Origin of the sequence: Streptomyces sp. NPDC059994, from assembly GCF_042737755.1 — a bacterium.
In the GTDB taxonomy this organism is placed as follows: domain Bacteria; phylum Actinomycetota; class Actinomycetes; order Streptomycetales; family Streptomycetaceae; genus Streptomyces.
Map to the genome: position 1 here is coordinate 1 of NZ_JBHWUR010000016.1, position 22,916 is coordinate 22,916.

Below are 22,916 nucleotides of genomic sequence, written 5' to 3' on the forward strand. Positions count from 1 at the left end.
GGGAAACCCGCCTCCACCCAACCCACCCCCGGACGCCCGGGGTCCGGGGGCGCTGCCCCCGGGAAACCCGCCTCCACCCCCACCCGCCCCCGGAGGGGCCGGGGAAGGGGCGGGGTGGGGCCACGTCAGCCCTTCGGGGCCTCCGCGTCCCGCAGCAGACACGTCAGCCGCGCAGTGCACACCCGCTTGTCCTGCTCATCCGTGATCACGACCTCGTACGTCGCCGTCGAGCGCCCCCGATGCACAGGCGTGGCCACCCCCGTGACCAGCCCGCTGCGCACCCCCCGGTGATGCGTGCAGTTCAGATCGACCCCCACAGCGATCTTGGAGATCCCCCCGTGCAGCATCGACCCCACCGACCCGAGCGTCTCGGCGAGCACCGCCGACGCACCCCCGTGCAGCAGCCCGTACGGCTGGGTGTTCCCCTCGACCGGCATCGTCCCGACGACGCGCTCCGCCGAGGCCTCCAGGATCTGCACGCCCATCCGGGTGCCGAGGTGTCCCGCGGAGAACAGCGCGGGCAGGTCGATGCCCAGCGCCGCGTACTCGTCGATGACCTCCTGCGGGAACTTCACCTTGCTCTGCTCACCCATGGGTGGGACTCCGATCGTGGTCCGGTTCCATCTGGCTGTCCGGCCGGCGGCGGCCCGCGCGGCCGACCTGTCTGAGCGAACGCTTAGACGGTCGCCGATTGTTCCAGACGTACGATCACGGACTTGCTGGCAGGGGTGTTGCTGGTGTCCGCCGTGGAGTCCAGCGGCACCAGGACGTTGGTCTCCGGGTAGTACGCCGCCGCGCACCCCCGCGTCGTCGGGTAGTACACGACGCGGAAGCCGGGCGCCCGCCGCTCCACGCCGTCCTTCCACTCACTCACCAGATCCGTGTACGAACCGTCCGCAAGCCCCAGCTCGCGCGCGTCCTCGGGGTTCACGAGCACCACCCGGCGCCCGCCCTTGATGCCCCGGTACCGGTCGTCCAGGCCGTAGATCGTGGTGTTGTACTGGTCGTGCGAGCGCAGGGTCTGGAGCAGCAGCCGGCCCTCGGGCACCGTCGGATACTCCACCGGCGCGGCCGTGAAGTTGGCCTTGCCGGTCGCGGTGGGGAAGCGGCGCTCGTCGCGCGGCGCGTGCGGCAGCCGGAAGCCGCCGGGCTTCGCCACGCGCGCGTTGAAGTCCTCGAAGCCGGGGACCACGCGCGCGATGCGGTCGCGGATCGTCGCGTAGTCCCTCTCGAACTCCTCCCAGTTCACCGTGGAGCCGGCGCCGAGCGTGGCGCGCGCGAGGCGGGCGACGATGGCGGGCTCGGAGAGCAGATGCGGGCTCGCGGGCTTGAGGTTGCCGCGCGAGGAGTGCACCAGGCCCATCGAGTCCTCGACGGTGACGAACTGCTTGCCGCTCTTCTGTACGTCCTTGTCGGTGCGCCCGAGCGTCGGCAGGATCAGCGCACGGCGGCCGGTGACCGCATGCGAACGGTTGAGCTTGGTCGACACATGGACGGTGAGCGAGGCGCGGCGCATCGCGGCCTCGGTGACCTCGGTGTCGGGCGTGGCCCCAACGAAGTTGCCGCCCATCGCGAAGAACACCTTCGCCTTGCCGTCGCGCAGTGCCTCGATGGAGCGGACCACGTCATAGCCGTGGTGGCGCGGCGGCGCGAAGCCGAACTCCTTCTCCAGGGCGTCGAGGAACGCGGGCGCGGGCCGCTCGAAGATGCCCATGGTGCGGTCGCCCTGCACGTTGGAATGGCCGCGCACCGGGCAGACCCCCGCGCCGGTGCGGCCGATGTTGCCGCGCAGCAGAAGGAAGTTGACCACTTCCCGGATGGTGGCCACCGCGTGCTTGTGCTGGGTCAGGCCCATCGCCCAGCAGACGATGGTGCGCCTGGAGGCGAGCGCCATGGACAGCGCCTGCTCGATCTCCGCGCGCGTGAGCCCGGTCGCGGCCAGCGTCTCGTCCCAGTCGGCCGCCCGGGCCGCCGCGGCGAACTCCTCGTACCCATGGGTGTGTTCGCGGACGAACAGCTCGTCCACGGCCCCCTCGGTCTCCACGATCAGCTTGTTGAGCAGGCGGAACAGGGCCTGGTCGCCGCCGATGCGGATCTGGAGGAACAGGTCGTTGAGCGCCTGGCCGCCGAGCGCGAGGCCCTTGGCGGTCTGCGGGTTCTTGAAGCGCTCCATGCCCGCCTCGGGCAGCGGGTTCACCGAGATGATCTTCGCGCCCGCCGCCTTGGCCTGCTCCAGGGCCGAGAGCATCCGGGGGTGGTTCGTGCCCGGGTTCTGCCCGGCGACGATGATCAGGTCGGCCTGGTGGATGTCCTCCAGGGAGACGCTGCCCTTGCCGATGCCGATGGTCTCGGTGAGCGCCGAGCCGGACGACTCGTGGCACATGTTGGAGCAGTCCGGCAGATTGTTGGTGCCGAACTCGCGCGCGAAGAGCTGGAGCAGGAACGCGGCCTCGTTGCTGGTGCGTCCCGAGGTGTAGAAGAGCGCCTCGTCCGGTGAGTCCAGCGCCTTCAGTTCGGCCGCGATGATCTCGAACGCCCGCTCCCAGGTCACCGCCTCGTACCGGTCGGCGCCCTCCGGCAGATACATGGGCTGGGTGATCCGGCCCTGCTGTCCCAGCCAGTACCCACTGCGGCCCGCGAGGTCGGAGAGGGGGTGCGCGGCGAAGAAGTCGGGGGTGACGCGGCGCAGCGTCGCCTCCTCGGCGACCGCCTTCGCGCCGTTCTCGCAGAACTCCGCCACGTGCCGTTTGTCGCCCTCCGGCCAGGCGCACCCCGGACAGTCGAACCCGTCCTTCTGGTTGACCTTCAGCAGCGTCCGCGTGGCCCGGGCCACGCCCATCTGCTGCTGGGCCACCAGCGCCGTGTACCCGATGGCGGTGAGCCCGGCGGCGGCGTGCTTGGGCGGCGCGACCTGCGGCGCGTCCTGAACCGGGTCCCCATCGGGCGGCTTGGTGGCCATGGCGCTCCCCTTCGAGCGACGTGTGCGATACGTACGGTTCCGATCCTGTCACGGACCACTGACAGCCGTCCCGGCGCGGTCCCCGCTGGGCACTGGCCGGGATTGTCAGTGGGGCGTGGCAGGATCGGGGACGTGGCTGAGACAGCATCGAAGACCCCAGACAACCGACCGCGCCTGCTCCTCATGGACGGGCACTCCCTGGCGTACCGGGCGTTCTTCGCGCTGCCCGCGGAGAACTTCACGACCGGCGCAGGTCAGCCGACCAACGCCGTGTACGGCTTCGCGTCGATGCTGGCGAACACGCTGCGTGACGAGGCGCCCACGCACTTCGCGGTGGCGTTCGACGTGTCGCGCAAGACCTGGCGCTCCGAGGAGTTCCCGGAGTACAAGGCGAACCGCTCCAAGACCCCCGACGAGTTCAAGGGCCAGGTCGAGCTGATCGGCGAGCTCCTGGACGCGATGAACGCACCGCGCTTCGCGACCGAGGGCTTCGAGGCCGACGACATCATCGCGACCCTCGCCACCCAGGCCGAGGCCGAGGGCTTCGAGGTCCTCATCGTCACCGGCGACCGCGACTCCTTCCAGCTGGTCTCCCCGAACGTGACGGTGCTCTACCCCACCAAGGGCGTTTCCGAGCTGACCCGCTTCACCCCGGAGAAGGTCGAGGAGAAGTACGGCCTGACCCCGCAGCAGTACCCGGACTTCGCGGCCCTGCGCGGCGACCCGTCCGACAACCTGCCCGGCATCCCCGGCGTGGGCGAGAAGACCGCCGCGAAGTGGATCAACCAGTTCGGCTCCTTCGAGCAGCTGGTCGCGCGCGCCGAAGAGGTCAAGGGCAAGGCCGGGCAGAACTTCAGGGACCACCTGGAGTCCGTCAGCCTCAACCGCCGCCTCACCGAGATGGTGCGCGACGTGGAGCTGGCCAAGACCCCGGCCGACCTGGAGCGCGCGCCGTACGACAGGACGGCGCTTATCGGCGTCCTGGACGTGCTGGAGATCCGCAACGCGTCGCTGCGCGAGCGGCTGCTCGCGGTCGACCCGGGCGCGGGCGAGGAGGAGGCCCCGGCCCCCGCCGCCGGCGTGGAGCTGGACGGCGCGGTGCTGAGCGCGGGCGAGCTCGCCCCGTGGCTCGCCGAGCACGGCTCCGGGCCGCTGGGCCTGGCCACCGTCGACGCCTGGGGGCTCGGCACGGGCAGCGTCAGCGAGATCGCGCTGGCCGCCGCCGACGGTCCCGCGGCCTGGTTCGACCCCTCCGAGCTCGACGAGGCGGACGAGCGCGCCTTCGCCGCCTGGATCGCGGACGCCGCCAAGCCGAAGGTCCTGCACAACGCGAAGGCCACAATGCGGGTCTTCCCCGAGCACGGCTGGAGCGTCGACGGCGTCACCATGGACACGGCGCTCGCCGCGTACCTGGTCAAGCCCGGCCGCCGCTCCTTCGCCCTGGACGCGCTGTCCGTGGAGTACCTGGGCCGTGAGCTCGCCCCGGCGGCCGCCGCCGGCCAGCTCGCCTTCGGCGCCGACGACCAGGCCGAGGCCGAGGCCCTGATGACCCAGGCGCGCGCGGTCCTGGACCTGGGCGGCGCCTTCACCGAGCGCCTCAAGGAGGTCGGTGCGACCGACCTGCTCCACGACGTGGAGCTGCCCACCTCGACCCTCCTGGCCAAGATGGAGCGGTACGGCATCGCGGCCGACCGCCCCCATCTGGAGGCGATGGAGCAGCAGTTCGCGGGCGCGGTGCAGCAGGCGGTGAAGGAGGCGCACGCCTCGGTGGGCCACGAGTTCAACCTCGGCTCGCCCAAGCAGCTCCAGGAAGTCCTCTTCGGCGAGCTCGCCCTGCCCAAGACGAAGAAGACGAAGACGGGCTACACGACGGACGCGGACGCGCTGGCGTGGCTGGCCGCCCAGACCGAGCACGAGCTGCCGGTCATCATGCTGCGCCACCGCGAGCAGGCGAAGCTGCGGGTCACCGTCGAGGGTCTGATCAAGACCGTCGCGGCGGACGGCCGCATCCACACCACCTTCAACCAGACGGTCGCGGCGACCGGCCGCCTCTCGTCCACCGACCCCAACCTCCAGAACATCCCGGTGCGTACGGACGAGGGCCGCGCCATCCGCCGCGGCTTCGTGGTCGGCGAGGGCTTCGAGTCGCTGCTCACCGCCGACTACAGCCAGATCGAGCTCCGGGTGATGGCCCACCTCTCGGAGGACGAGGGCCTCATCGAGGCCTTCGCCTCCGGCGAGGACCTGCACACGACGGTGGCCTCCCAGGTCTTCGGCGTCGACAAGACCCAGGTCGACCCGGAGATGCGCCGCAAGATCAAGGCGATGTCGTACGGCCTGGCCTACGGCCTCTCGGCGTTCGGCCTCTCCCAGCAGCTGAACATCGAGGCCGCCGAGGCGCGCGGCTTGATGGACACGTTCTTCGAGCGCTTCGGCGGTGTACGGGACTACCTCCAGCGCGCGGTGGAGGAGGCCAGGGCGACCGGTTACACGGAGACGATGCTCGGCCGTCGCCGCTATCTGCCGGACCTCAACAGCGACAACCGCCAGCGCCGTGAGATGGCCGAGCGGATGGCGCTCAACGCCCCGATCCAGGGCACGGCGGCGGACATCGTCAAGGTCGCCATGCTCAAGGTGGACCGCGCCCTGACCGAGGCGTGCCTGGGCTCCCGTCTGCTGCTCCAGGTCCACGACGAAATCGTGCTGGAGATCGCGCCGGGGGAGCGCGAGAAGGTCGAGGCCCTGGTCCGCCGGGAGATGGCCTCGGCGGTGTCCCTGCGCGCCCCGCTCGATGTGTCGGTGGGCGCGGGCGCGGACTGGGAGTCCGCCGCGCACTGACCACCGGCCCGGACCACCGGGCCCCGAGGACCTGCCCGCCCGGTGCCGCACCCGGCGGGCAGGCCCATGTGCGGTAGGGGGAACCGATTCTCCGCCATATCCGGGCAGCCACCGGGTGACGAAGCGGTGAAAAGGTGAATAAGGGTCAGGGGGCGGTGTCGCGCTACCCGGTGGGTCCGTTAGGGTCACCTGAGGCCTGCGCTGGGGAGCGCGAACTGCTGACCACGGGGAGGGGCTGGACGTATGGCACCGCAGATCGGGCGACGGCTGCGCAAGGGAGCGACCACGACCGCTGTGGCCGCGGTGGCGGTGGCGGCGCTCTCCGCCTCCCAGGGACCGGGCGTCCTGGCCAACGGCCCGACGGGTGAACACGCGGCGTCCGGTACCCCGACGCCTCCCCCCGGAGCCCCGGCCAGCGGCAACTCGCCGTACTACACGGACCTCCCGCCCCTCGTCTCCCCGAACCCGGTGCCGGGCGCCCCGACCACCGGCTCGCCCGTCATCGGCGCGGATCTGCAGGGCATACCCGCGACCGTCCTCGACGCCTACAAGAAGGCCGAGGCCGAGCTCGCCCGCGACCGGACCTCCTGCCACCTCCCCTGGCAGATACTCGCGGCCATCGGCAAGGTCGAGTCCGGCCAGGCCAACGGCGGCCGCGTCGACGCCGACGGCACCACCCTCACCCCGATCCTGGGCCCGGTCCTCAACGGCGTCGGCTTCGAGAACATCACCGACACCGACGGCGGCTCCTACGACGGCGACACGGTCCACGACCGCGCCGTCGGCCCCATGCAGTTCATCCCCTCCACCTGGGCGAGCTCCGGCCGCGACGGCAACGGCGACGGCCGCAAGGACCCCAACAACGTCTACGACGCCTCGCTCGCCGCCGCCTACTACCTCTGTGGCAGCCGCGACCTCGCCGTCCAGTCCGACCTGGACAAGGCGGTGCTCAGCTACAACCACTCGCAGGAGTACCTGAGCACGGTCCTGTCGTGGTTCGCCTACTACAAGCGCGGCTCGCACGAGGTCCCGAACGGTACGGGCGTGCTGCCGGGCAGCCGCAGCGACACCCCGGGCCGCCGGCCCTCCGGTACGGTCCCGACGCCGCACCCGTCGGCCCCCGGCCCGATGCCGAAGCCCACCCCGTCCAAGCCGGGCCCGACGCCGACGCACCCGCGGCCCTCCAAGCCCACCCCGAGCGATCCCGGCTCACCCAGGCCGCTGCCGTCGAAGAAGGCGAGTGCGTTCGAGGACGCGGACACCGCGCCCCTGAAGGCCACCGCGGGTTCCTCGTTCGCCGGACAGCCCAAGGTGCGCGTCAAGGACCAGTTCGGCCGGCCGATGGGCAAGGCGACCGTGCGCTTCCAGGTCATCGGAGCCACCGACGCCCGCTTCCCGGGCGGCGCCACCCAGGTCACGGCCACCACCGGCGCCGACGGCCGCGCCACCGCCCCCGCACTGCTGGCGGGCGAGCAGACCGGCAACTTCACCGTCCGGGCCACCGTCGTTGGCACCACCCTGCCCGAGATCAAGTGGACCGCGACCGTCAACGCCCGCCAGGCGGACGCCCTGGCGCGCACCGACACCAAGGAGCTGACGGCCGCCCCCGGCGCCGAGTTCGCCAACTACGTGGAGGTCAAGGCCACGTACAAGGGAGCCGTCGTCCCCGGCATCGCCGTCGCCTCCGCGATGATCGTCACCCCGGAGGCGCCCGCCGTCGGCACCGCGGTCGCCGACCCGAAGGTCAACGACAAGGGCCCCTACTTCAAGGACGACAAGGGCAACCCGATCCGGTCCCTGAAGGATCTGAAGACCGACGCCAACGGTGTGCTGCGGCTTCCCAAGATCTACGCGGACGGCCAGACCGGCACCTTCGTGCTCCGCCTCACCACCCCGGGCGGCGCCACCCTCGACGTCCAGCTCAAGGTCGCCTGACCGCCTTCCCTCCCGCGGCAATCCGCCGCCGTCGTCTCCGGACCGCCCCCGCTGCCGCAAGTGCAGCGGGGGCGGTCCCACGTGTTCTCATCTCACCCCCGCGTTGCTACGGTGCCCCAACCCTGACGACCCATCAGCTCCGGGAGGCCGAGCATGCGCGCCCTCGTCGCCGCGGCCATCGGGCTCGCCGCCGCCCTCGCCATCGTCCTGACCGTCTCGGCGATCGGCGGCCCCGAGGGCACCACCTCGCCCAAGCCCCTGCTCACCACCGTCCCCACCGCCCCCGGGGCCATCCCGCCCGGGAAGTAGAGGAGAGCCGGCCGCATGCGACGCAAAGCCAGCCTCATCCTGCTCGCCCTCGCCGTCTTCTTCACGGCGCTCTCCCCGCTGCTGCGCTGGTACGCCTTCCCCCGGCTCGCCAAGATCCCGCCCAGCCAGTACCAGGAGACGGTCCTGGAGGCGAAGAACGCCACCCTCCTCGACTACAACCGGTTCAAGTCAGTGACGGTCCCAAAGGTGACCATCGTGCAGACCCTCAAGGGCAACGTCGAGGAGTCCCGGAAGATCGAGAAGACCTCGGGCAAGGACGTCGTCGTCTGGGACTCCCTGACGTATGTCCTCGACGACAAGGGCCAGTTCGTCTCCAAGAACCCCGAGCGCTATATCTTCGACGCCCACAGCCAGGCCCCGGTCCACGCCACCGGCGAGATGGTCGACGGCGACCCGGTCAAGCGCGAGGGCATCGAGTTCAAGTGGCCGTTCCTCACCGAGAAGCGGGACTACGAGTACTTCGACGCCCAGAGCCGCACCAGCGCCCCCATCCACTACAAGGGCACCACCACCTTCCACGGCCTGAAGGTCTACTACTTCGAACAGACCATCCCCTGGACCCGGGTCCCCTTCCCCAAGGCGATGCCCCTCGGCGTCACCCCCGAGGTCGCCAAGCAGACCGGCCTGACCCGGTGGTACAGCGCCAAGCGGATGTTCTGGGTCGACCCCGTGACCGGCGGACCGGTCAACGGCGAGGAGATCCACCAGGAGGAACTCCGCAACGCCACGGCTCTGTTCGGCCAAGACAAGATCACCGCCTTCTCCGGTCATGTGAAGATGCGCGAGGACTACGTCGACCACACGGTCGCGCTGATCAAGAAGAACCGCACCCTGGTCCTGCTGCTCACCTCCTACCTCCCCTGGGGCTTCCTCGGACTCGGCACCGCACTGCTCGCCCTCTCCCTGTGGCTGGAGGCCCGCAGCCGCCGCCCCGCCGCCCCGGCCCCGACGGCCCGTACCGAGCCGGAGCCGGTCAACGCGTGATCTCGGCGCGAGAGCGAGCCGGGTCTCCGCAGGACGCCTTTCCCTCGGGTCGCCGTTCCGCGGGTCACCGTTTGAGCCGGGCGTTGGTGTAACGCGTCGGTTGGGCCTGCGAAGGGTCCTCCGGCCAGGGGTGCTTGGGGTAGCGCCCGCGCAGCTCGGCGCGGACCGCCCGGTACCCCTCCCGCCAGAAGTTCGCCAGGTCGGCCGTGACGGCGGCGGGCCGCCCGGCCGGGGAGAGCAGATGTATGAGCACGGGCACCCCGGCGACCTCCGGCGTTCCCTCCAGCCCGAACATCTCCTGGAGCTTCACCGCCAGCACCGGCTGCGCGCCCCCGTACTCCACCCTGATCCGCGACCCGCTCGGCACCTCGATGCGCTCCGGTGCCAGCTCGTCCAGGCGCGCCGCCTCCCCGCTCGCCCACGGCAGCAGCCGGTTCAGCGCCTGCCCGGCGTCCAGCCTCCCCAGATCGGCCCGGCGCCGCGCCCGGGACAGCTCCGGCTCCAGCCACTCCTCGGCCCGCGCGAGCAGCGCCCCGTCCGACACGTCCGGCCACGGCTCGCCCAGCGTCCGGTGCAGAAACGCCAGCCGCTCCCGCAGCCCCCCGGACTCCCGCGACCACCGAAGCAGCCCTATGCCCTCTCTCGCCAGCCCCTCCAGGAGCGCCTGCCGCACCAGAGCGGGGTCGGGCTGTTTCAGCGGACGCACGGACAGCTCCACCGCGCCCAGTCGCTCCACCTCCCGGGCGACCACATCGCCGTCCTCCCAGTGCACCTCCTCGCCCTCGGCCCCCAGCGGCCCGGCCGCCACGCGCGCGATGCCCTCGTCCACGACGGCGGCCAGCCGCACCCGCGCCGAAGCGGCCTGCACCGGCCGGTCCGCCACGGCCACCGCGAGCCACCCGGCACTGCGCAGCCCGGACCCCTGGCCCAGCTCGGCCCGGGTACCGGACACCATCAGGAACGAGCCCTCGCCCCGAGCCCGCGCCACCCGCTCCGGAAAGGCCAGCGCGGTGACCAGCCCGGCAACGGCGTCGTCCGATCCCGATGCCGGGGAGGATTCCGCCCCGGAGCGCGAGGCAGAGGCGGACACGGGGCCCGCTCCCGTCGCCGTGGACACCGAACCCGCTCCCGTCACCGCCGACGTCAGCCGCCGCACCTCCTGGCGCCAGCGCGCCGCGTATCCGTCGCCGCCCCGGCGGGCCGTGCGCCACGCCGCCGCCAGGTCGTCCCCGTACTCCCTCGGCGGCTCCTCGCTCAGCAGCGCCACCACCTCGGCCGCCCGGCGCGCGCCCACCTCGGCCGCGCCGTCCAGGAGCGCCCGCGCCAGCCGGGGGTGCACCCCGAGCCGGGCCATCCGCGCGCCCCGCTCGGTGGCCCGGCCGTCCTCGTCCACCGCGCCGATCGCGGTCAGGACGGAGCGGGCCGCCGCCATGGCCCCGACGGGCGGGGCATCGAGCAGCGCGAGGCCCCGTGCGGTCGGATCGCCCCAGCACGCGGCCCGCAGGGCGAAGGACGCCAGGTCCGCGATCTTGATTTCGGGGGACGGGAAGCGCGGGCGCCGTGCGTCATCGGCCGGCGCCCAGCACCGGTACACCGTGCCGAACGCCTCCCGGCCCGCGCGGCCCAGCCGCTGGGTCGCCCCGGCGTCCGACACCGTCACGGTCGCCAGCGATCCGAGCCCCCGTGCGTGGTCGACGCGCGGCTCGCGGGCCAGCCCCGAGTCGACGACGATCCGCACGCCCGGCACGGTCAGGCTGGACTCGGCCACGGAGGTCGCGAGGACCACCCGCCGACGCCCTTCTCCTCCCCGCAGCACCGCGTCCTGGACCGCCGCCGGAGCCCGCCCGTGCAACTGGAGGACCTCGGCGTCCACCCCGTCCAGCATTCCGGCTGTCCGCGCGATCTCGCCGGTGCCCGGCAGGAAGCAGAGCAGATCCCCTTCGTGCGCCTGCAGTGCCAGCCGGACCGTCGCCGCGACGTGGCGCAGCAGCTGCGGGTCCACCCAGGTGCCGTGGGCCGGGCGGATCCCGGCGCGCGGCGGGGCGTAGTGGATCGCCGCCCCGTGGCCCTGTCCCGTACTCCGCACCACCGGGGCCGGGCCCGAGCCGTCGGCCACCGTCAGAAGCTGTGACCAGGCCTCCGCGTCGCTGGTGGCGGAGGCCGCGATCAGCTGGAGCTCAGGGCGCAGAGCGGCCCGTACGTCCACCAGGAAGGCGATCGCGGTGTCCGCGTCGAGATGGCGCTCGTGGCACTCGTCGAGCAGCACCACGTCCACCCCCGCGAGCTCGGGGTCGCGTTGCAGCCGTTGCAGCAGAACGCCGGTCGTCACCACTTCGACCACCGTGCCGGGGCCGGTGCGGCGCTCCCCGCGCACGGAGAAACCGACCGCGTCCCCGACCTCCTGGCCGAGCAGCCAGGCCATCCGGCGGGCGGCGGCCCGGACCGCCATCCGCCGCGGCTCGGCCACCAGCACCCGCCGCCGTGGGCCGGACCCGGTCAGCCCGGCCAGCGCCAGCGGCACCAGCGTGGTCTTGCCGGTGCCCGGGGGCGCGGACAGGACCGCCGTGCCGCGCCCGTCGAGTGCGCTCAGCAGCTCGGGCACGGCATGGCGTACGGGAAGACGCTCGATCGCGTCGGTTCGGATCACGACCACAGTTTCGTACGTCCGGGCCCGGACCCGTTTCCGGCCGTCCACAGACCAGCTGGTTTGTGGGTTCGTATTACTAATGAGGTGCGGCGGGTCCTCCGCCCGGACAGCCGAACCGGGCGCGGGCCCGGCCGCGCCCGAACTACTCCCGCTCGCACACGAAGATCGCCGTGCCCGGAATCAGATTGCCCCGCAGCGGGGACCAGCCGCCCCACTCCTGCGTGTTCCAGGCCGGCCACTCCGGTTCGACCAGGTCGACCAGCCGGAAGCCCCCGGCCACCACGTCGCGCACCCGGTCGCCCAGCGTCCGGTGGTGCTCGACGTAGACCGCGTGCCCGGCCTCGTCCTGCTCCACATACGGCGTGCGGTCGAAGTAGGACGCGGCCACGCTCAGCCCCTCAGGGCCCGGCTCGTCCGGGAACGCCCAGCGGATGGGGTGGGTGACGCTGAAGACCCAGCGCCCGCCGGGCCGCAGTACCCGTCGTACCTCGCGGAAGACCCGCACCGGCTCGGCCACGAAGGGGACCGCCCCGTACGCCGAGCACGCGAGGTCGAAAGAGCCGTCCGCGAACGGGAGCGCCCCCGCGTCCGCCTCCACCAGCGGAACCGCCCCGCCGTCGATGCGCAGCGCGTGCTGGAGCTGCCGGTGCGAGAGGTCCAGGGCGACCGGCCGGGCGCCCTGGGCGGCCAGCCAGCGCGAGCACTGGGCCGCCCCGGCGCCGATCTCCAGGACGTCCAGTCCCTCAAGGGACTCCACGGGTCCGAGCAGTGCCGCGTCCGCCTCGTCCAGCCCCTCTGGGCCCCAGACGAAACGGTCGTCCCCCAGGAACGCTCCGTGGTCGGTCTGGTACTCATCGGCGTTACGGTCCCACCAGCCGCGGCTGGCCCGGCTGCTCTCCGCGTCGCCTGCGTCACGCCGCGTCGCATCGGGCTCGTATTCGGCCTCGTACTCTTGGATCATCGTGCCCGTCGTTGTAGTTTGCGCAGAAGCGCGAGCGCGGCTTTGCCGCCGCTTTCTGCTTGGGGGCCGGCATGGGCCTGCGTGGCCTCGGAGAACCTTAATTCTGCCGGGATTGCGGAGATCCGCCCCCGGTGTGCGCCTTCGCGCATTGACCCTGTCCGGCTGCCCCCGTATGCTACAAGTTGCGCTGCGAGCCTGCGCACCTCAGACGTAGCAGGCGCGCTTCCATCTGTTGCATGTCCCCTCGGTTGTCGAGGCGCCCACCGGACCGACCCGGAGTGGCGCTTCCCAGGCTGTCCGGCTTCTGCAGAGGGCGATGAGGGCTTTCGGCGTAGCAGTACCTACGACTTTCTGTCCGTAACCGGAGCCCTTTCCCACATGACGAGCAGCACCGAGACCACCGCCACCACCCCTCCGCAGGTAGCGGTCAACGACATCGGCGACGCGGAAGCGTTCCTCGCGGCGATCGACGAGACGATCAAGTACTTCAACGACGGCGACATCGTCGACGGCGTCATCGTCAAGGTGGACCGGGACGAGGTTCTCCTCGACATCGGTTACAAGACGGAAGGCGTGATCCCGAGCCGCGAGCTCTCGATCAAGCACGATGTCGACCCGAACGAGGTCGTCAAGGTTGGCGACGAGATCGAGGCCCTGGTTCTCCAGAAGGAGGACAAGGAAGGCCGTCTGATCCTGTCCAAGAAGCGCGCTCAGTACGAGCGCGCCTGGGGCACGATCGAGAAGATCAAGGAAGAAGACGGCATCGTCACCGGTACCGTCATCGAGGTCGTCAAGGGTGGTCTCATCCTCGACATCGGCCTCCGTGGCTTCCTGCCGGCCTCTCTCGTCGAGATGCGTCGTGTCCGCGACCTCCAGCCCTACGTGGGCAAGGAGCTCGAGGCGAAGATCATCGAGCTGGACAAGAACCGCAACAACGTGGTCCTGTCCCGCCGCGCCTGGCTTGAGCAGACCCAGTCCGAGGTTCGCCAGACGTTCCTCACCACCCTGCAGAAGGGTCAGGTCCGCTCCGGCGTCGTTTCCTCGATCGTCAACTTCGGTGCCTTCGTGGACCTGGGTGGCGTCGACGGTCTCGTGCACGTCTCCGAGCTGTCCTGGAAGCACATCGACCACCCGTCCGAGGTTGTCGAGGTCGGCCAGGAAGTCACCGTCGAGGTTCTCGACGTGGACATGGACCGCGAGCGTGTCTCCCTGTCGCTGAAGGCGACGCAGGAGGACCCGTGGCAGCAGTTCGCCCGGACGCACCAGATCGGTCAGGTCGTCCCGGGTAAGGTCACCAAGCTCGTTCCGTTCGGTGCGTTCGTGCGCGTCGACGAGGGCATCGAGGGCCTGGTCCACATCTCCGAGCTGGCCGAGCGCCACGTGGAGATCCCGGAGCAGGTCGTCCAGGTCAACGACGAGATCTTCGTCAAGGTCATCGACATCGACCTTGAGCGTCGCCGGATCTCGCTGTCCCTGAAGCAGGCCAACGAGTCCTTCGGTGCCGACCCGGCGTCGGTCGAGTTCGACCCGACCCTGTACGGCATGGCCGCGTCCTACGACGACCAGGGCAACTACATCTACCCCGAGGGCTTCGACCCCGAGACCAACGACTGGCTCGAGGGCTACGAGACCCAGCGCGAGGCGTGGGAGGGCCAGTACGCCGAGGCGCAGCAGCGCTTCGAGCAGCACCAGGCCCAGGTCATCAAGTCCCGCGAGGCCGACGAGGCCGCCGCTGCCGAGGGCACTGCCGCCCCGGCCGCCGGTGGCACCGCCAGCGCCGGCATCTCGGGTGGTTCGTACTCCTCGGAGTCGGACGACAACTCCGGCGCCCTGGCGTCGGACGAGGCCCTTGCTGCCCTGCGCGAGAAGCTGGCGGGCGGCCAGAGCTGACGCTCTGACCCCGGTCGGTAGATAGCCGAATGTAAGGCCCGCCCCCCATTGGGGGGCGGGCCTTACATCGTTCTCCGGGGGCGGACGGCCGTCACGGGGTGACCGCGATGTTGGTCAGCCCCCTTCCGCCGGTGACGGTGTTGCTGCTGTAGACGGTCGTCGGGCAGCCGCTCGCGCTGTAGTTGGTCACGTTGACGGCGAGTCGCAGCGAGCCGGGGGAGTCGCTCAGATCCGACTTGTTGGAGCGGAAGACAGTGCCGCAGCCCCAGCCGGACTGCTGGGTGTGCGTCTCGTAGCCGCTGTTGAGGGTGTGGACGCCGGTGTTGCCCTCGACCACGACCTTGTTGCCCTTCACATCGACCCATGAGTCGTCGTAATTGGCGTTGGTCAGCCCGCTGCCGTCGAAGTGGTTGCCGGTGATCCGGGTCCCGGTGGTGCCTTCTTTTACGTCGACGTTCTCGCCGCCGACGCCGGGGCCGATGGTGTTGCCGAGTATCTGGACCTGGTCGCTCCTGTCGGAGAGGTCGCCCGCCGTGCCGACGTACACGCCCTCGCCCATGCCCGAGCCGTCCCGGCCGGTGTCGTAGACGCGCGAGTTCTTGATGACGCCGTTCTTGCTGGACTTGCGGAAGTGGACGCCCTCCATGGCGAGGCCGTGCACGGTCACGGAGTCGATGACGACGCCGCTCGCCGCGTCCATCATGATCCCCTTCTGGCCGCCGGTGACGCTGACGCCCTGGACCGTCCAGTACGAGGCCCCGTTGAGGTACAGGCCATAGCCGCCGCTCGCCTTGAGCACGGCTTTCGACGAGCCCGTGAGGGTGATCCGCGCGGACGGGGTGCCGGCGGCGCTCGTCTTGAAGTTGCCGGCGTACGTGCCGTCCGCGAGCCGGATGGTGTCGCCGGGTTCGGCGGCGGTGAGCGCGGACTTCAGCTGGGCGGCCGTGGACACGTCGATGACGGCGGCGGACGCGTCGGCGGATGCGGCGGCGAGACCGAGTCCACCGGCGGCGAGGGCGCCGGTGAGCAGGGAGGCGAGCAGCGGGCGGTTAGGCATGGGGGGTCCTCCGGGTCGAGGTGGGGGTAACCGTTCTCATATGCGGGAAGTTCTCGTACCTGAACGCTGAACGCGTTTCTGAACTTGGTGTCGTCAGGTGACGGTAGGGAGGGCGCGTGGGCATGTCAAGGTCCGGACCAGCGGCCGGAAATCGCGGACCTGGCCCCGTATCGGCCGTTGTGAGAACAGCATGTGAAACGGACGCGCGCGGGAATGCCGCTGTCCCATGGGGCGTTCTTCCCTACGAACACGAGGAGGAGCGGTAATCGTGCTTGATCCGCAGGGTTTGTACGAATGGGAGCCGAAGGGCCTCGCAGTCGTCGACATGGCGCTCGCGCAGGAGTCGGCCGGCCTGGTCATGCTGTACCACTTCGACGGATACATCGATGCGGGTGAGACCGGCGAGCAGATCGTCGGGAAGCTGCTGGACAGCCTGCCCCACCAGGTGGTGGCGCGCTTCGACCACGACAGACTCGTCGACTACCGCGCCCGCCGACCGCTGCTGACCTTCAAGCGGGACCGCTGGACGGAGTTCGAGACCCCCGCGATCGAGGTGCGCCTGGTGCAGGACGCCACGGGCGCGCCGTTCCTGCTGATGTCCGGCCCCGAGCCGGACGTGGAGTGGGAGCGTTTCGCCGTTGCCGTACGGCAGATCGTCGAGCGCCTCGGCGTACGCCTTTCGGTCAACTTCCACGGCATCCCGATGGGCGTTCCGCACACCCGCCCCGTCGGCATCACTCCGCACGGCAACCGCACGGACCTGATGCCGGGTCATCGCTCGCCCTTCGACGAGGCGCAAGTGCCCGGCAGCGCCGAGTCGTTGATCGAGTACCGGCTGATGGAGGCCGGACACGACGTCCTCGGCGTGGCCACGCACGTCCCGCACTACGTGGCGCGGTCGGCCTACCCGGACGCCGCGCTGACCGCCCTGGAGGCGATCACGGCGGCCACGGGCCTGGTCCTGCCGACCATCGCCCACGGCCTGCGGACCGAGGCGCAGCGCACCCAGACGGAGATCGAGCGCCAGATCGGCGAGGGCGACGAGGAACTCGTCACGCTGGTGCAGGGACTTGAGCACCAGTACGACGCGGTCGCGGGCGCCGAGACCCGGGGCAACCTGGTGGCCGAACCGGCGGACCTGCCGTCGGCGGACGAACTGGGCCGCGAGTTCGAGCGGTTCCTCGCGGAGCGCGAGGGAGACCTGTAATCGTGGGGCGGCGGCAGCTGTGATGGCCCCAAGGCCCTGGGACCGACGGCATGAGCGGCATCCCCTAGGCTGCCGCTCATGCTGAAGGTGGGCCTGACCGGCGGAATCGGCGCCGGCAAGAGCGAAGTGTCGCGCATGCTCGTCTCGTACGGGGCCGTGCTGATCGACGCCGACAAGATCGCCCGCGAGGTGGTCGAGCCCGGAACCGAGGGGCTGGCGGCGGTGGTCGAGGCGTTCGGCACCGGGATCCTCGCGTCGGACGGCACCCTGGACCGCCCGGCCCTGGGCGCGATCGTCTTCGCCGACCCCGCGAAGCTCGCGGTCCTGAACGGCATCGTCCACCCTCTGGTCGGCGCGCGCTCCGCGGAGCTGGAGGCGGCCGCGGGCGCGGACTCGGTGGTGATCCACGACGTTCCGCTGCTGACCGAGAACGGGTTGGTCCCTCTGTACGACCTGGTGGTGGTCGTCGACGCCGCGCCCGCCACGCAGCTGGACCGGCTGACGCGGCTGCGCGGTATGGCGAAGCCCGAGGCCGAGGCCCGGATGGCGGCCCAGGTGCCCCGCGAGCAGCGGCTGGCCGTGGCGGACCTGGTCATCGACAACGACGGCCCGCTGGAAGCGCTGGAACCCCAGGTCAGGAAGGTGTGGGGCCAGCTCCTGGAGCGGGCTGCCGCGCGCTAGGTCCGGGCTCCCGGCCGGAAGTCTCAAATCCCCGCACCGCCTCGTCTCCCGGGATTACGATCCCGATGTGCTCTTCGTACTGGCGGGTTTCACGGTCTTCGGCGGGCTGGTGGCGCTGCTGGCCGGTGCGTACGGGCTGCGTGAGACCCGGCGCATCGCGGCGGCGGGCGGCGTCGCCTGGGCGCTGGTCAAGCCCACCCTGCCCGGTTCCGGGCGCCCGCTCCTCCAGTACGAGACGGCCGACGGCCAAGTCCTGGAGCTGCCGTCCCCCGTACCGCCCACCCGCCGCGAGCCACTGACCCCGGGCGCCCGCGTCCGGCTCGCCTACGATCCGGCCGACCCGCGCGAGGTCGTTCTGCTCGGCCGGGAACGAACGGGCCTGGACCGTACGTTTGTAGCGGCGGGAGCCGCCGTACTGGCCGTGGGTCTGGTCCTGGCGATGGCCGCGCTGTGAACGGGCCTCGCACTCCGTGACGGGCGGAATGAATACGGAATACGGGAACTGGGCAGTGCGTTGTCAACGCGCAGCGAGGGAAAGGACTCGACCGTGGCCGAGAGCACGCCGGAAACACACGTCATCGACTTCCGCGCGGCGGAGCAGCTGCTCGCTGCCCGTGACCCTCGCGGCGCGGTGAAGCTCCTCGACTCGGTCGTCGCGGCCCACCCGGAGAACACCGCGGCCCGCCTTCTGCGCGCCCGCGCGTTCTTCGCCTCGGCCCAACTCCGCGCGGCGGAACTGGAGTTCCAGCTGGTCCTGGAACGCGAACCGGACAACGCCTTCGCCCACTTCGCCCTGGCCCGCACCTACGAACGCACGTCCCGCCCCGACCAGGCGGTCCGCCACTTCCGCCTTGCGGCGGCCCTGGACCCGAAGCCGGAGTATGTGGAGGCGGCGCGGTTCGACGCGGACGGCGCCTAACGCCGCCGAGGCGGCTCGTACGGCGGGATGTCCGGGCCCGGCTGATAGTGGGGGCCCTGGTGGATGTGGTGGATGATCATGCAGAGGTCGATCGTGATCACCAGGGCGAGTACCGCGCACGCGGCCGTCCAGCCGGGGCGGCCCTCCAGGGCGAAGCCCGCCGTGCCGGCAAGGGCCCAGACCAGCCCCCATACGCTCAGCCAGAACCGCATCCGCAGGGGACTGCGCGCAGTCGCGGGTTCACTCCCAGTGCGCATGGCCATCGCCTCTTCCAGGGAAATTTTACCCACTGGATGGCTGAATAGGGCTGTCCGGTGAAGCCCGGTTGTCCGGCAACCCCCGCGTCCCGTGCCCAGTGCCCCGGTGCCGCATAGGGTGACGCGCATGGTGGACGAGGACGCGCTGTTGCCGGTGGGGGACGAGCTGCCCGAGGCGCTGATCGACCTTGCCGTACCGCACGAGGACATCAACGAACTGGTGGGGATCGCACGGAGGATGGTGGGCGATCCGGAAGTGGGCGGGCTTCTGGAGGAGTCCGTTCGGGCGCTCGTGCGGGACATCGGGGGCGTGGGATTTCAGCCTGAAATGCCGGAGTTTCCCGAGGGGTTGGGGGAAGCGGCGGTTGTCCAACGCCTCTTTCCCGTCCTCGTCCTGCTCGCCGCACTGCCGCATACGCGCGCGTACCACGACGAACGCGCCGTGCCCGCCGACATCGCCCGCCGCACCCTCGCCGACCTCGGACGCCACATGGCCCTTCACCGCAGGCGCTACGGGAACGCCGGTCTGGACGAACCGCGCTGGCTGTGGCCGCACTTTCGCGGTGAGCTCTACCAGTTGGGACGGTTGCAGTTCCAGCGGGCTCGGCTGGGCGAACGTACCGGTGAGGCGGTGCGGGCCGCCGGGCTGCCGCTCGGGCCCGGCGACGCCTGCCTCAGCATCCACATCCCGGACTTCCGCGGGCCGTTGACCCCGCAGGCGTGCGACGCCTCGCTCGCGCTGGCCAGGGACTTCTTCGCGCTCCACTACCCCGAGGAGGTCTACCGGGTCGCCGTCTGCCACTCATGGCTGCTCGACGCGCAGTTGGAGAAGTACCTGCCCGCGGAGTCCAACATCGTCCGCTTCCAGCGCCGGTTCCGCACCTCCTACCGGGAGACCGAGGCGGACGATCAGCTTCCGGTCTTCTTCGTCTTCGGGGATCCGGACCTGCCGGTGGAAGCGCTGCTCCAGCGGACCGCCGTGGAGCGCGCCGTCGCGACCCATCTGCTCGCGGGCGAACACTGGTACCGCGGACATGGGTGGTTCGCGCTGTGATCCGGGCGCCGGGTACGCGCCCCGGCCGACGTCAGTGCACGAACGCGTAGCTGCGCCAGGGCAGTGCGTCCGGCGCGATGTTGTCCCCGAGACGGCTCGGGATGTACGCCGTCTCCTTGCCGCGGCAGTTCAGTGTCCGATACACGCGGACGTCCGCCAGCGTGTTGTTGAGGACTGCCGTGGCGCCCGTCGGCGCCATCCGGTGGCAGCCCTTGATGGGCGGGCTGCTGATCTTGACGATCCGCTCCGCCGCGGTTGAGTACGAGAAGGTGCCGACCGCCGTACGGCCGAGGCCGGAGCAGGCCGCGGTGGCAAGCGTCAGCAGCGCCGCCCCGGCGGCGAAGCCGAGCCGCCTCCTGACGGACGCCGACCGCCCCCACGTGGAGCGTCCCGACGCGGACGGGGACGGCGTGGAGGGGGACGGCTCCGACGGGCGCGGCGCGGGCTGGGACACAGGCACGGACATGAGCGGTCCTCGTCTGTACGGTGTACGGCGGTGGTACGGCGGTCAGTAACGTCACCCTGCCCGGTGCACGTCACCCGGGCATCCCGTGCGCGGCCGGCCGGGCGACGCCACTCCCACCAGCCGCCCGCTGGTGATCCGCGCACGGTCGTCCCCACATCCGCTAGCCCGCTTATGTGGTGCGCACACATCCCCCACCCGTGCACCGCCTGCCTAGCGTCTTGGTCGCAGCCAGATCAGCCTAGGCAAGGGGGCCCAAGACGTGCGCAGCAGACACCGTGGGGGATGGAGAACGGCGCTGGCCGTGACAGCGGCACTCGGCGCGATCCTGTCGGCGGGAGGCACCGCCACCGCCGGAAGCACCGCCACAGAGGGCAGCACCGCGACCGCCCCACCGCCGTACCTCACCCAGGAAGCCGCCTACGGCTCCGGCACCGTCACCAACGGCTGGGAGAAGGTCGAGCGCTACCGCGACACCACCCCGGGCTTCCAGGCGGCCGCCGCCGAGGGCTACCCGCCGGACGGGCGCGGCAACCAGGACGGCGTCCGCGTCACCTATTTCGGTGGCGTCGCCCGCCCCACCTCCGACCGCTTCCTGCTCTACTCGGCCCCCGGCTGGAACACGGGCGCCAAAGCCACCCCCGTCCTCCTGGTGCACGGCGCCAACGACACCGCCGACCGGGCCTGGGCCAACCCCGGCGAGTCAGGCGGCTACGGCTGCGGCGCCCTGTCGTGCCCCTCGACCGGCATGATGCAGTACCTGGCGGCCCGCGGCCACCGCGTCTTCGCCATCGGCTTCGCCCACAAGCAGGGCGACAACCTGATGCAGGCGCAGGCCGTCGGCGACGCCGTCGCCCTCATCAGGGCGAAGCTGGGCGTCGGTCAGGTGGACCTGGTCGGCTGGAGCAAGGGAGAGCTCTCCGCGCGCGCGTACGTGTCGTCCCTGAAGCCCTCCTGGGGCCGCGCGTACGCCGGTGACGTACGGAAGCTGCTCACGCTCGGCGGCCCGAACGGCGGCTTCGACTACCCGTACGCCCACGGCTGGGCCCACGACTTCTCGATCTGGCCGGAGTGCGGCGGCAAGATCAACGCACCCTCCCCGCACTCCCGGATGACCTGCTACGGGACATACACGGCGCACCCCGAGTTCTCCATGACGCCGTCCGGCGGCTACGACGACTACCCCGGCCAGCGGCAGATGCTGGCCCGCTGGGACGGCGTGTACGGCGTCGACCAGACGGCTCAGGACTGGTACACGACGTACTACGGAGGCCAGGGCTTCTACACGGCCGGTGACGGCATCCAGCCGGCCATCGACGCGGGCTCGCTGGTCGCCCCGCTGCAGCGGGCCGGAATCCCCGCCTCCGTCACCACGTATCTGCTGGCGGGCGGCTCGCCGGACGTCATCGGCATCTTCAACGAGAACCGCGGCCCGAGCGACGGGGTGGTCTTCGCCTCCAGCGCGCTCGACACGACCGGTGTCGGCAAGGTCGGCGGCAAGGCCACCGTGACCGGCGCCAACCATCTCGAACTCGGCTGGAACAGCGCCTCACAGGCCCAGGTCGCCTCCTGGCTGGCCGCCTGAGCCCGTCGCCCGGCCCCCGGCTCCGGCATCCTGTCGGAGCCGGGGCCGAGGTCCTGAAGCCCCCCGGAAGTCGAACCCTGAAGTCGAAGGACGGCCCGTATGTCCACGCTCACCGCCCGCCGGGTACCGACCGCCCGGCTCACCCAGCACATCCTGGAGGACGCCTCCAGGAACGCGGGCGAACCGGTCGTCTTCGTCCACGGAAACGTCTCCTCCTCCGCCTTCTGGCAGGACGCGATGCTCGCCCTGCCCGAGCGCTACCGGCCGATCGCCGTCGACCTGCGCGGCTTCGGCGGCACCGACCCGCTGCCGGTCGACGCGACTCGTGGACTGCGCGACTACGCCGACGACTTGCTGGCCCTCCTCGATGCCCTGCATATGGAGCGCGCACACTTCGTCGGCTGGTCCATGGGAGGTGGTGTGGTGCTGCAACACATGCGGGACCGGCCCGCCATGGTGCGCTCGCTGACGCTGGTCAACCCGGTGTCCCCGTACGGCTTCGGCGGCACCAAGGGCGTGGACGGGCGGCTCAACTCGCCGGACGGCGCGGGCTCGGGCGGCGGCGCCGCCAACCCCGACTTCGTACGGCTGCTGGCCGAGGGCGACCGTGGTGAGGAGTCCCCGCTCTCGCCCCGCCGCGTGCTCGCCCTCTGCTACGTCAAGCCCCCGCTGCGGCTCGAACGGGAGGACGAGTACGTCGAGTCGATGCTCAGCACCCGGCTCGGCGACGATCACTACCCGGGTGACAGCAGGCCCTGCGAGGTCTGGCCCGGCACCGCCCCGGGCACGCGCGGGGTGCTCAACTGCCTCGCCCCGACCCACTTCCGCCTCGACGACCTGCACACCGCCCTCGCCGCGCTCCCCGCGAAGCCGCCGGTCACCTGGGTGCGCGGCGAGGACGACGTGATCGTCTCCGACACCTCGCTCTTCGACCTCGCCCACCTGGGCGCGATCGGCGCGGTGCCCGGCTGGGACGGCACCCCGGCGCAGCCGATGGTCGCCCAGACACGGCACGTTCTCGCCCTTTACGCGCGCGTGGGCGGCAGGGTACGAGAGGTGACGGTGCCCGGAGCAGGGCACGCGGTGCACGTCGAACGCCCCAAGGAGTTCGGCGAGGCCCTGCTGGAGACGCTGGCCGAAGGAGTCTGA

General features: G+C 71.2%; 19 protein-coding genes. 12 read left to right on the forward strand and 7 right to left on the reverse strand.

Annotated elements, in window-relative coordinates:
* Positions 1-125: 125 nt before the first annotated feature.
* Both ACFWA7_RS11410 and ACFWA7_RS11415 read right to left on the reverse strand, forming a co-directional pair.
* Complete coding sequence (locus tag ACFWA7_RS11410) at positions 126-593, reverse strand: PaaI family thioesterase (RefSeq protein ID WP_385537071.1); 468 nt, start codon at positions 591-593, stop codon at positions 126-128.
* An 83-nt stretch (positions 594-676) separates the two neighbouring features.
* A complete protein-coding gene (locus ACFWA7_RS11415; RefSeq protein WP_385537068.1) occupies positions 677-2,959 on the reverse strand; it encodes an FdhF/YdeP family oxidoreductase in 2,283 nt (760 codons plus the stop codon).
* Between the two features lie 132 nt (positions 2,960-3,091).
* Between ACFWA7_RS11415 and polA the strand changes: the two genes are divergently transcribed.
* The 4 genes from polA (at position 3,092) to ACFWA7_RS11435 (ending at position 9,046) form a co-directional block, all read left to right on the forward strand.
* Positions 3,092-5,797: a DNA polymerase I gene (gene polA, locus ACFWA7_RS11420; protein WP_385822467.1), complete on the forward strand. Its 2,706-nt coding sequence runs from the start codon at positions 3,092-3,094 to the stop codon at positions 5,795-5,797.
* Between the two features lie 243 nt (positions 5,798-6,040).
* The gene (locus ACFWA7_RS11425) at positions 6,041-7,732 is read left to right on the forward strand and encodes a lytic murein transglycosylase (RefSeq protein ID WP_385822469.1); all 1,692 of its coding nucleotides are present in this window, start codon (positions 6,041-6,043) and stop codon (positions 7,730-7,732) included.
* 153 nt (positions 7,733-7,885) lie between these two features.
* The gene (locus ACFWA7_RS11430) at positions 7,886-8,041 is read left to right on the forward strand and encodes an SPW_0924 family protein (RefSeq protein WP_283143937.1); all 156 of its coding nucleotides are present in this window, start codon (positions 7,886-7,888) and stop codon (positions 8,039-8,041) included.
* A gap of 15 nt (positions 8,042-8,056) precedes the next feature.
* Positions 8,057-9,046: a DUF3068 domain-containing protein gene (locus tag ACFWA7_RS11435; RefSeq protein WP_385822471.1), complete on the forward strand. Its 990-nt coding sequence runs from the start codon at positions 8,057-8,059 to the stop codon at positions 9,044-9,046.
* A gap of 64 nt (positions 9,047-9,110) precedes the next feature.
* Here the strand turns inward: ACFWA7_RS11435 and hrpB are convergent, their stop codons facing one another.
* Together hrpB and ACFWA7_RS11445 are read right to left on the reverse strand one after the other, a co-directional pair.
* Complete coding sequence (gene hrpB / locus ACFWA7_RS11440; protein WP_385822473.1) at positions 9,111-11,693, reverse strand: ATP-dependent helicase HrpB; 2,583 nt, start codon at positions 11,691-11,693, stop codon at positions 9,111-9,113.
* 142 nt (positions 11,694-11,835) lie between these two features.
* Positions 11,836-12,654 carry a class I SAM-dependent methyltransferase gene (locus ACFWA7_RS11445; RefSeq protein ID WP_385822475.1) on the reverse strand — a complete coding sequence of 273 codons (819 nt, stop codon included), beginning with the start codon at positions 12,652-12,654 and terminating at the stop codon, positions 11,836-11,838.
* Between the two features lie 378 nt (positions 12,655-13,032).
* Between ACFWA7_RS11445 and rpsA the strand changes: the two genes are divergently transcribed.
* The gene (gene rpsA, locus ACFWA7_RS11450; RefSeq protein ID WP_385537052.1) at positions 13,033-14,544 is read left to right on the forward strand and encodes a 30S ribosomal protein S1; all 1,512 of its coding nucleotides are present in this window, start codon (positions 13,033-13,035) and stop codon (positions 14,542-14,544) included.
* Positions 14,545-14,635: 91 nt separating this feature from the next.
* On the opposite strand, the gene ACFWA7_RS11455 is transcribed toward rpsA, so the two are convergent.
* A complete protein-coding gene (locus ACFWA7_RS11455; RefSeq protein WP_385822478.1) occupies positions 14,636-15,601 on the reverse strand; it encodes a right-handed parallel beta-helix repeat-containing protein in 966 nt (321 codons plus the stop codon).
* A 325-nt stretch (positions 15,602-15,926) separates the two neighbouring features.
* On the opposite strand from ACFWA7_RS11455, the gene ACFWA7_RS11460 reads away from it, so the two are divergent.
* From ACFWA7_RS11460 to ACFWA7_RS11475, 4 genes are all read left to right on the forward strand, one after another.
* Positions 15,927-16,808 carry a PAC2 family protein gene (locus ACFWA7_RS11460; protein WP_385537129.1) on the forward strand — a complete coding sequence of 294 codons (882 nt, stop codon included), beginning with the start codon at positions 15,927-15,929 and terminating at the stop codon, positions 16,806-16,808.
* A 78-nt stretch (positions 16,809-16,886) separates the two neighbouring features.
* Positions 16,887-17,489 (forward strand): dephospho-CoA kinase, encoded by a 603-nt coding sequence (gene coaE, locus ACFWA7_RS11465; protein ID WP_385537048.1) that lies wholly within the window; start codon positions 16,887-16,889, stop codon positions 17,487-17,489.
* Positions 17,490-17,556: 67 nt separating this feature from the next.
* Complete coding sequence (locus ACFWA7_RS11470) at positions 17,557-17,943, forward strand: DUF3592 domain-containing protein (RefSeq protein ID WP_385537045.1); 387 nt, start codon at positions 17,557-17,559, stop codon at positions 17,941-17,943.
* Between the two features lie 93 nt (positions 17,944-18,036).
* On the forward strand, positions 18,037-18,408 hold the full coding sequence (locus ACFWA7_RS11475; protein WP_385537042.1) for a tetratricopeptide repeat protein: 372 nt from the start codon (positions 18,037-18,039) through the stop codon (positions 18,406-18,408).
* Here ACFWA7_RS11475 and ACFWA7_RS11480 read toward each other — a convergent pair.
* On the reverse strand, positions 18,405-18,665 hold the full coding sequence (locus ACFWA7_RS11480; protein ID WP_385537040.1) for a DUF6343 family protein: 261 nt from the start codon (positions 18,663-18,665) through the stop codon (positions 18,405-18,407). The genes ACFWA7_RS11475 and ACFWA7_RS11480 overlap by 4 nt on opposite strands.
* 127 nt (positions 18,666-18,792) lie before the next feature.
* Here ACFWA7_RS11480 and ACFWA7_RS11485 point away from each other — a divergent pair, with 127 nt between their 5' ends.
* Positions 18,793-19,719 (forward strand): acyltransferase domain-containing protein, encoded by a 927-nt coding sequence (locus tag ACFWA7_RS11485; protein ID WP_385822480.1) that lies wholly within the window; start codon positions 18,793-18,795, stop codon positions 19,717-19,719.
* Positions 19,720-19,750: 31 nt separating this feature from the next.
* Here ACFWA7_RS11485 and ACFWA7_RS11490 read toward each other — a convergent pair whose 3' ends face one another.
* On the reverse strand, positions 19,751-20,185 hold the full coding sequence (locus tag ACFWA7_RS11490; RefSeq protein ID WP_385537038.1) for a hypothetical protein: 435 nt from the start codon (positions 20,183-20,185) through the stop codon (positions 19,751-19,753).
* A gap of 301 nt (positions 20,186-20,486) precedes the next feature.
* Between ACFWA7_RS11490 and ACFWA7_RS11495 the strand changes: the two genes are divergently transcribed.
* A complete protein-coding gene (locus ACFWA7_RS11495; RefSeq protein ID WP_385822483.1) occupies positions 20,487-21,767 on the forward strand; it encodes an esterase/lipase family protein in 1,281 nt (426 codons plus the stop codon).
* Between the two features lie 99 nt (positions 21,768-21,866).
* Positions 21,867-22,916, forward strand: a complete 1,050-nt coding sequence (locus tag ACFWA7_RS11500; RefSeq protein WP_385822485.1) for an alpha/beta fold hydrolase — start codon at positions 21,867-21,869, stop codon at positions 22,914-22,916.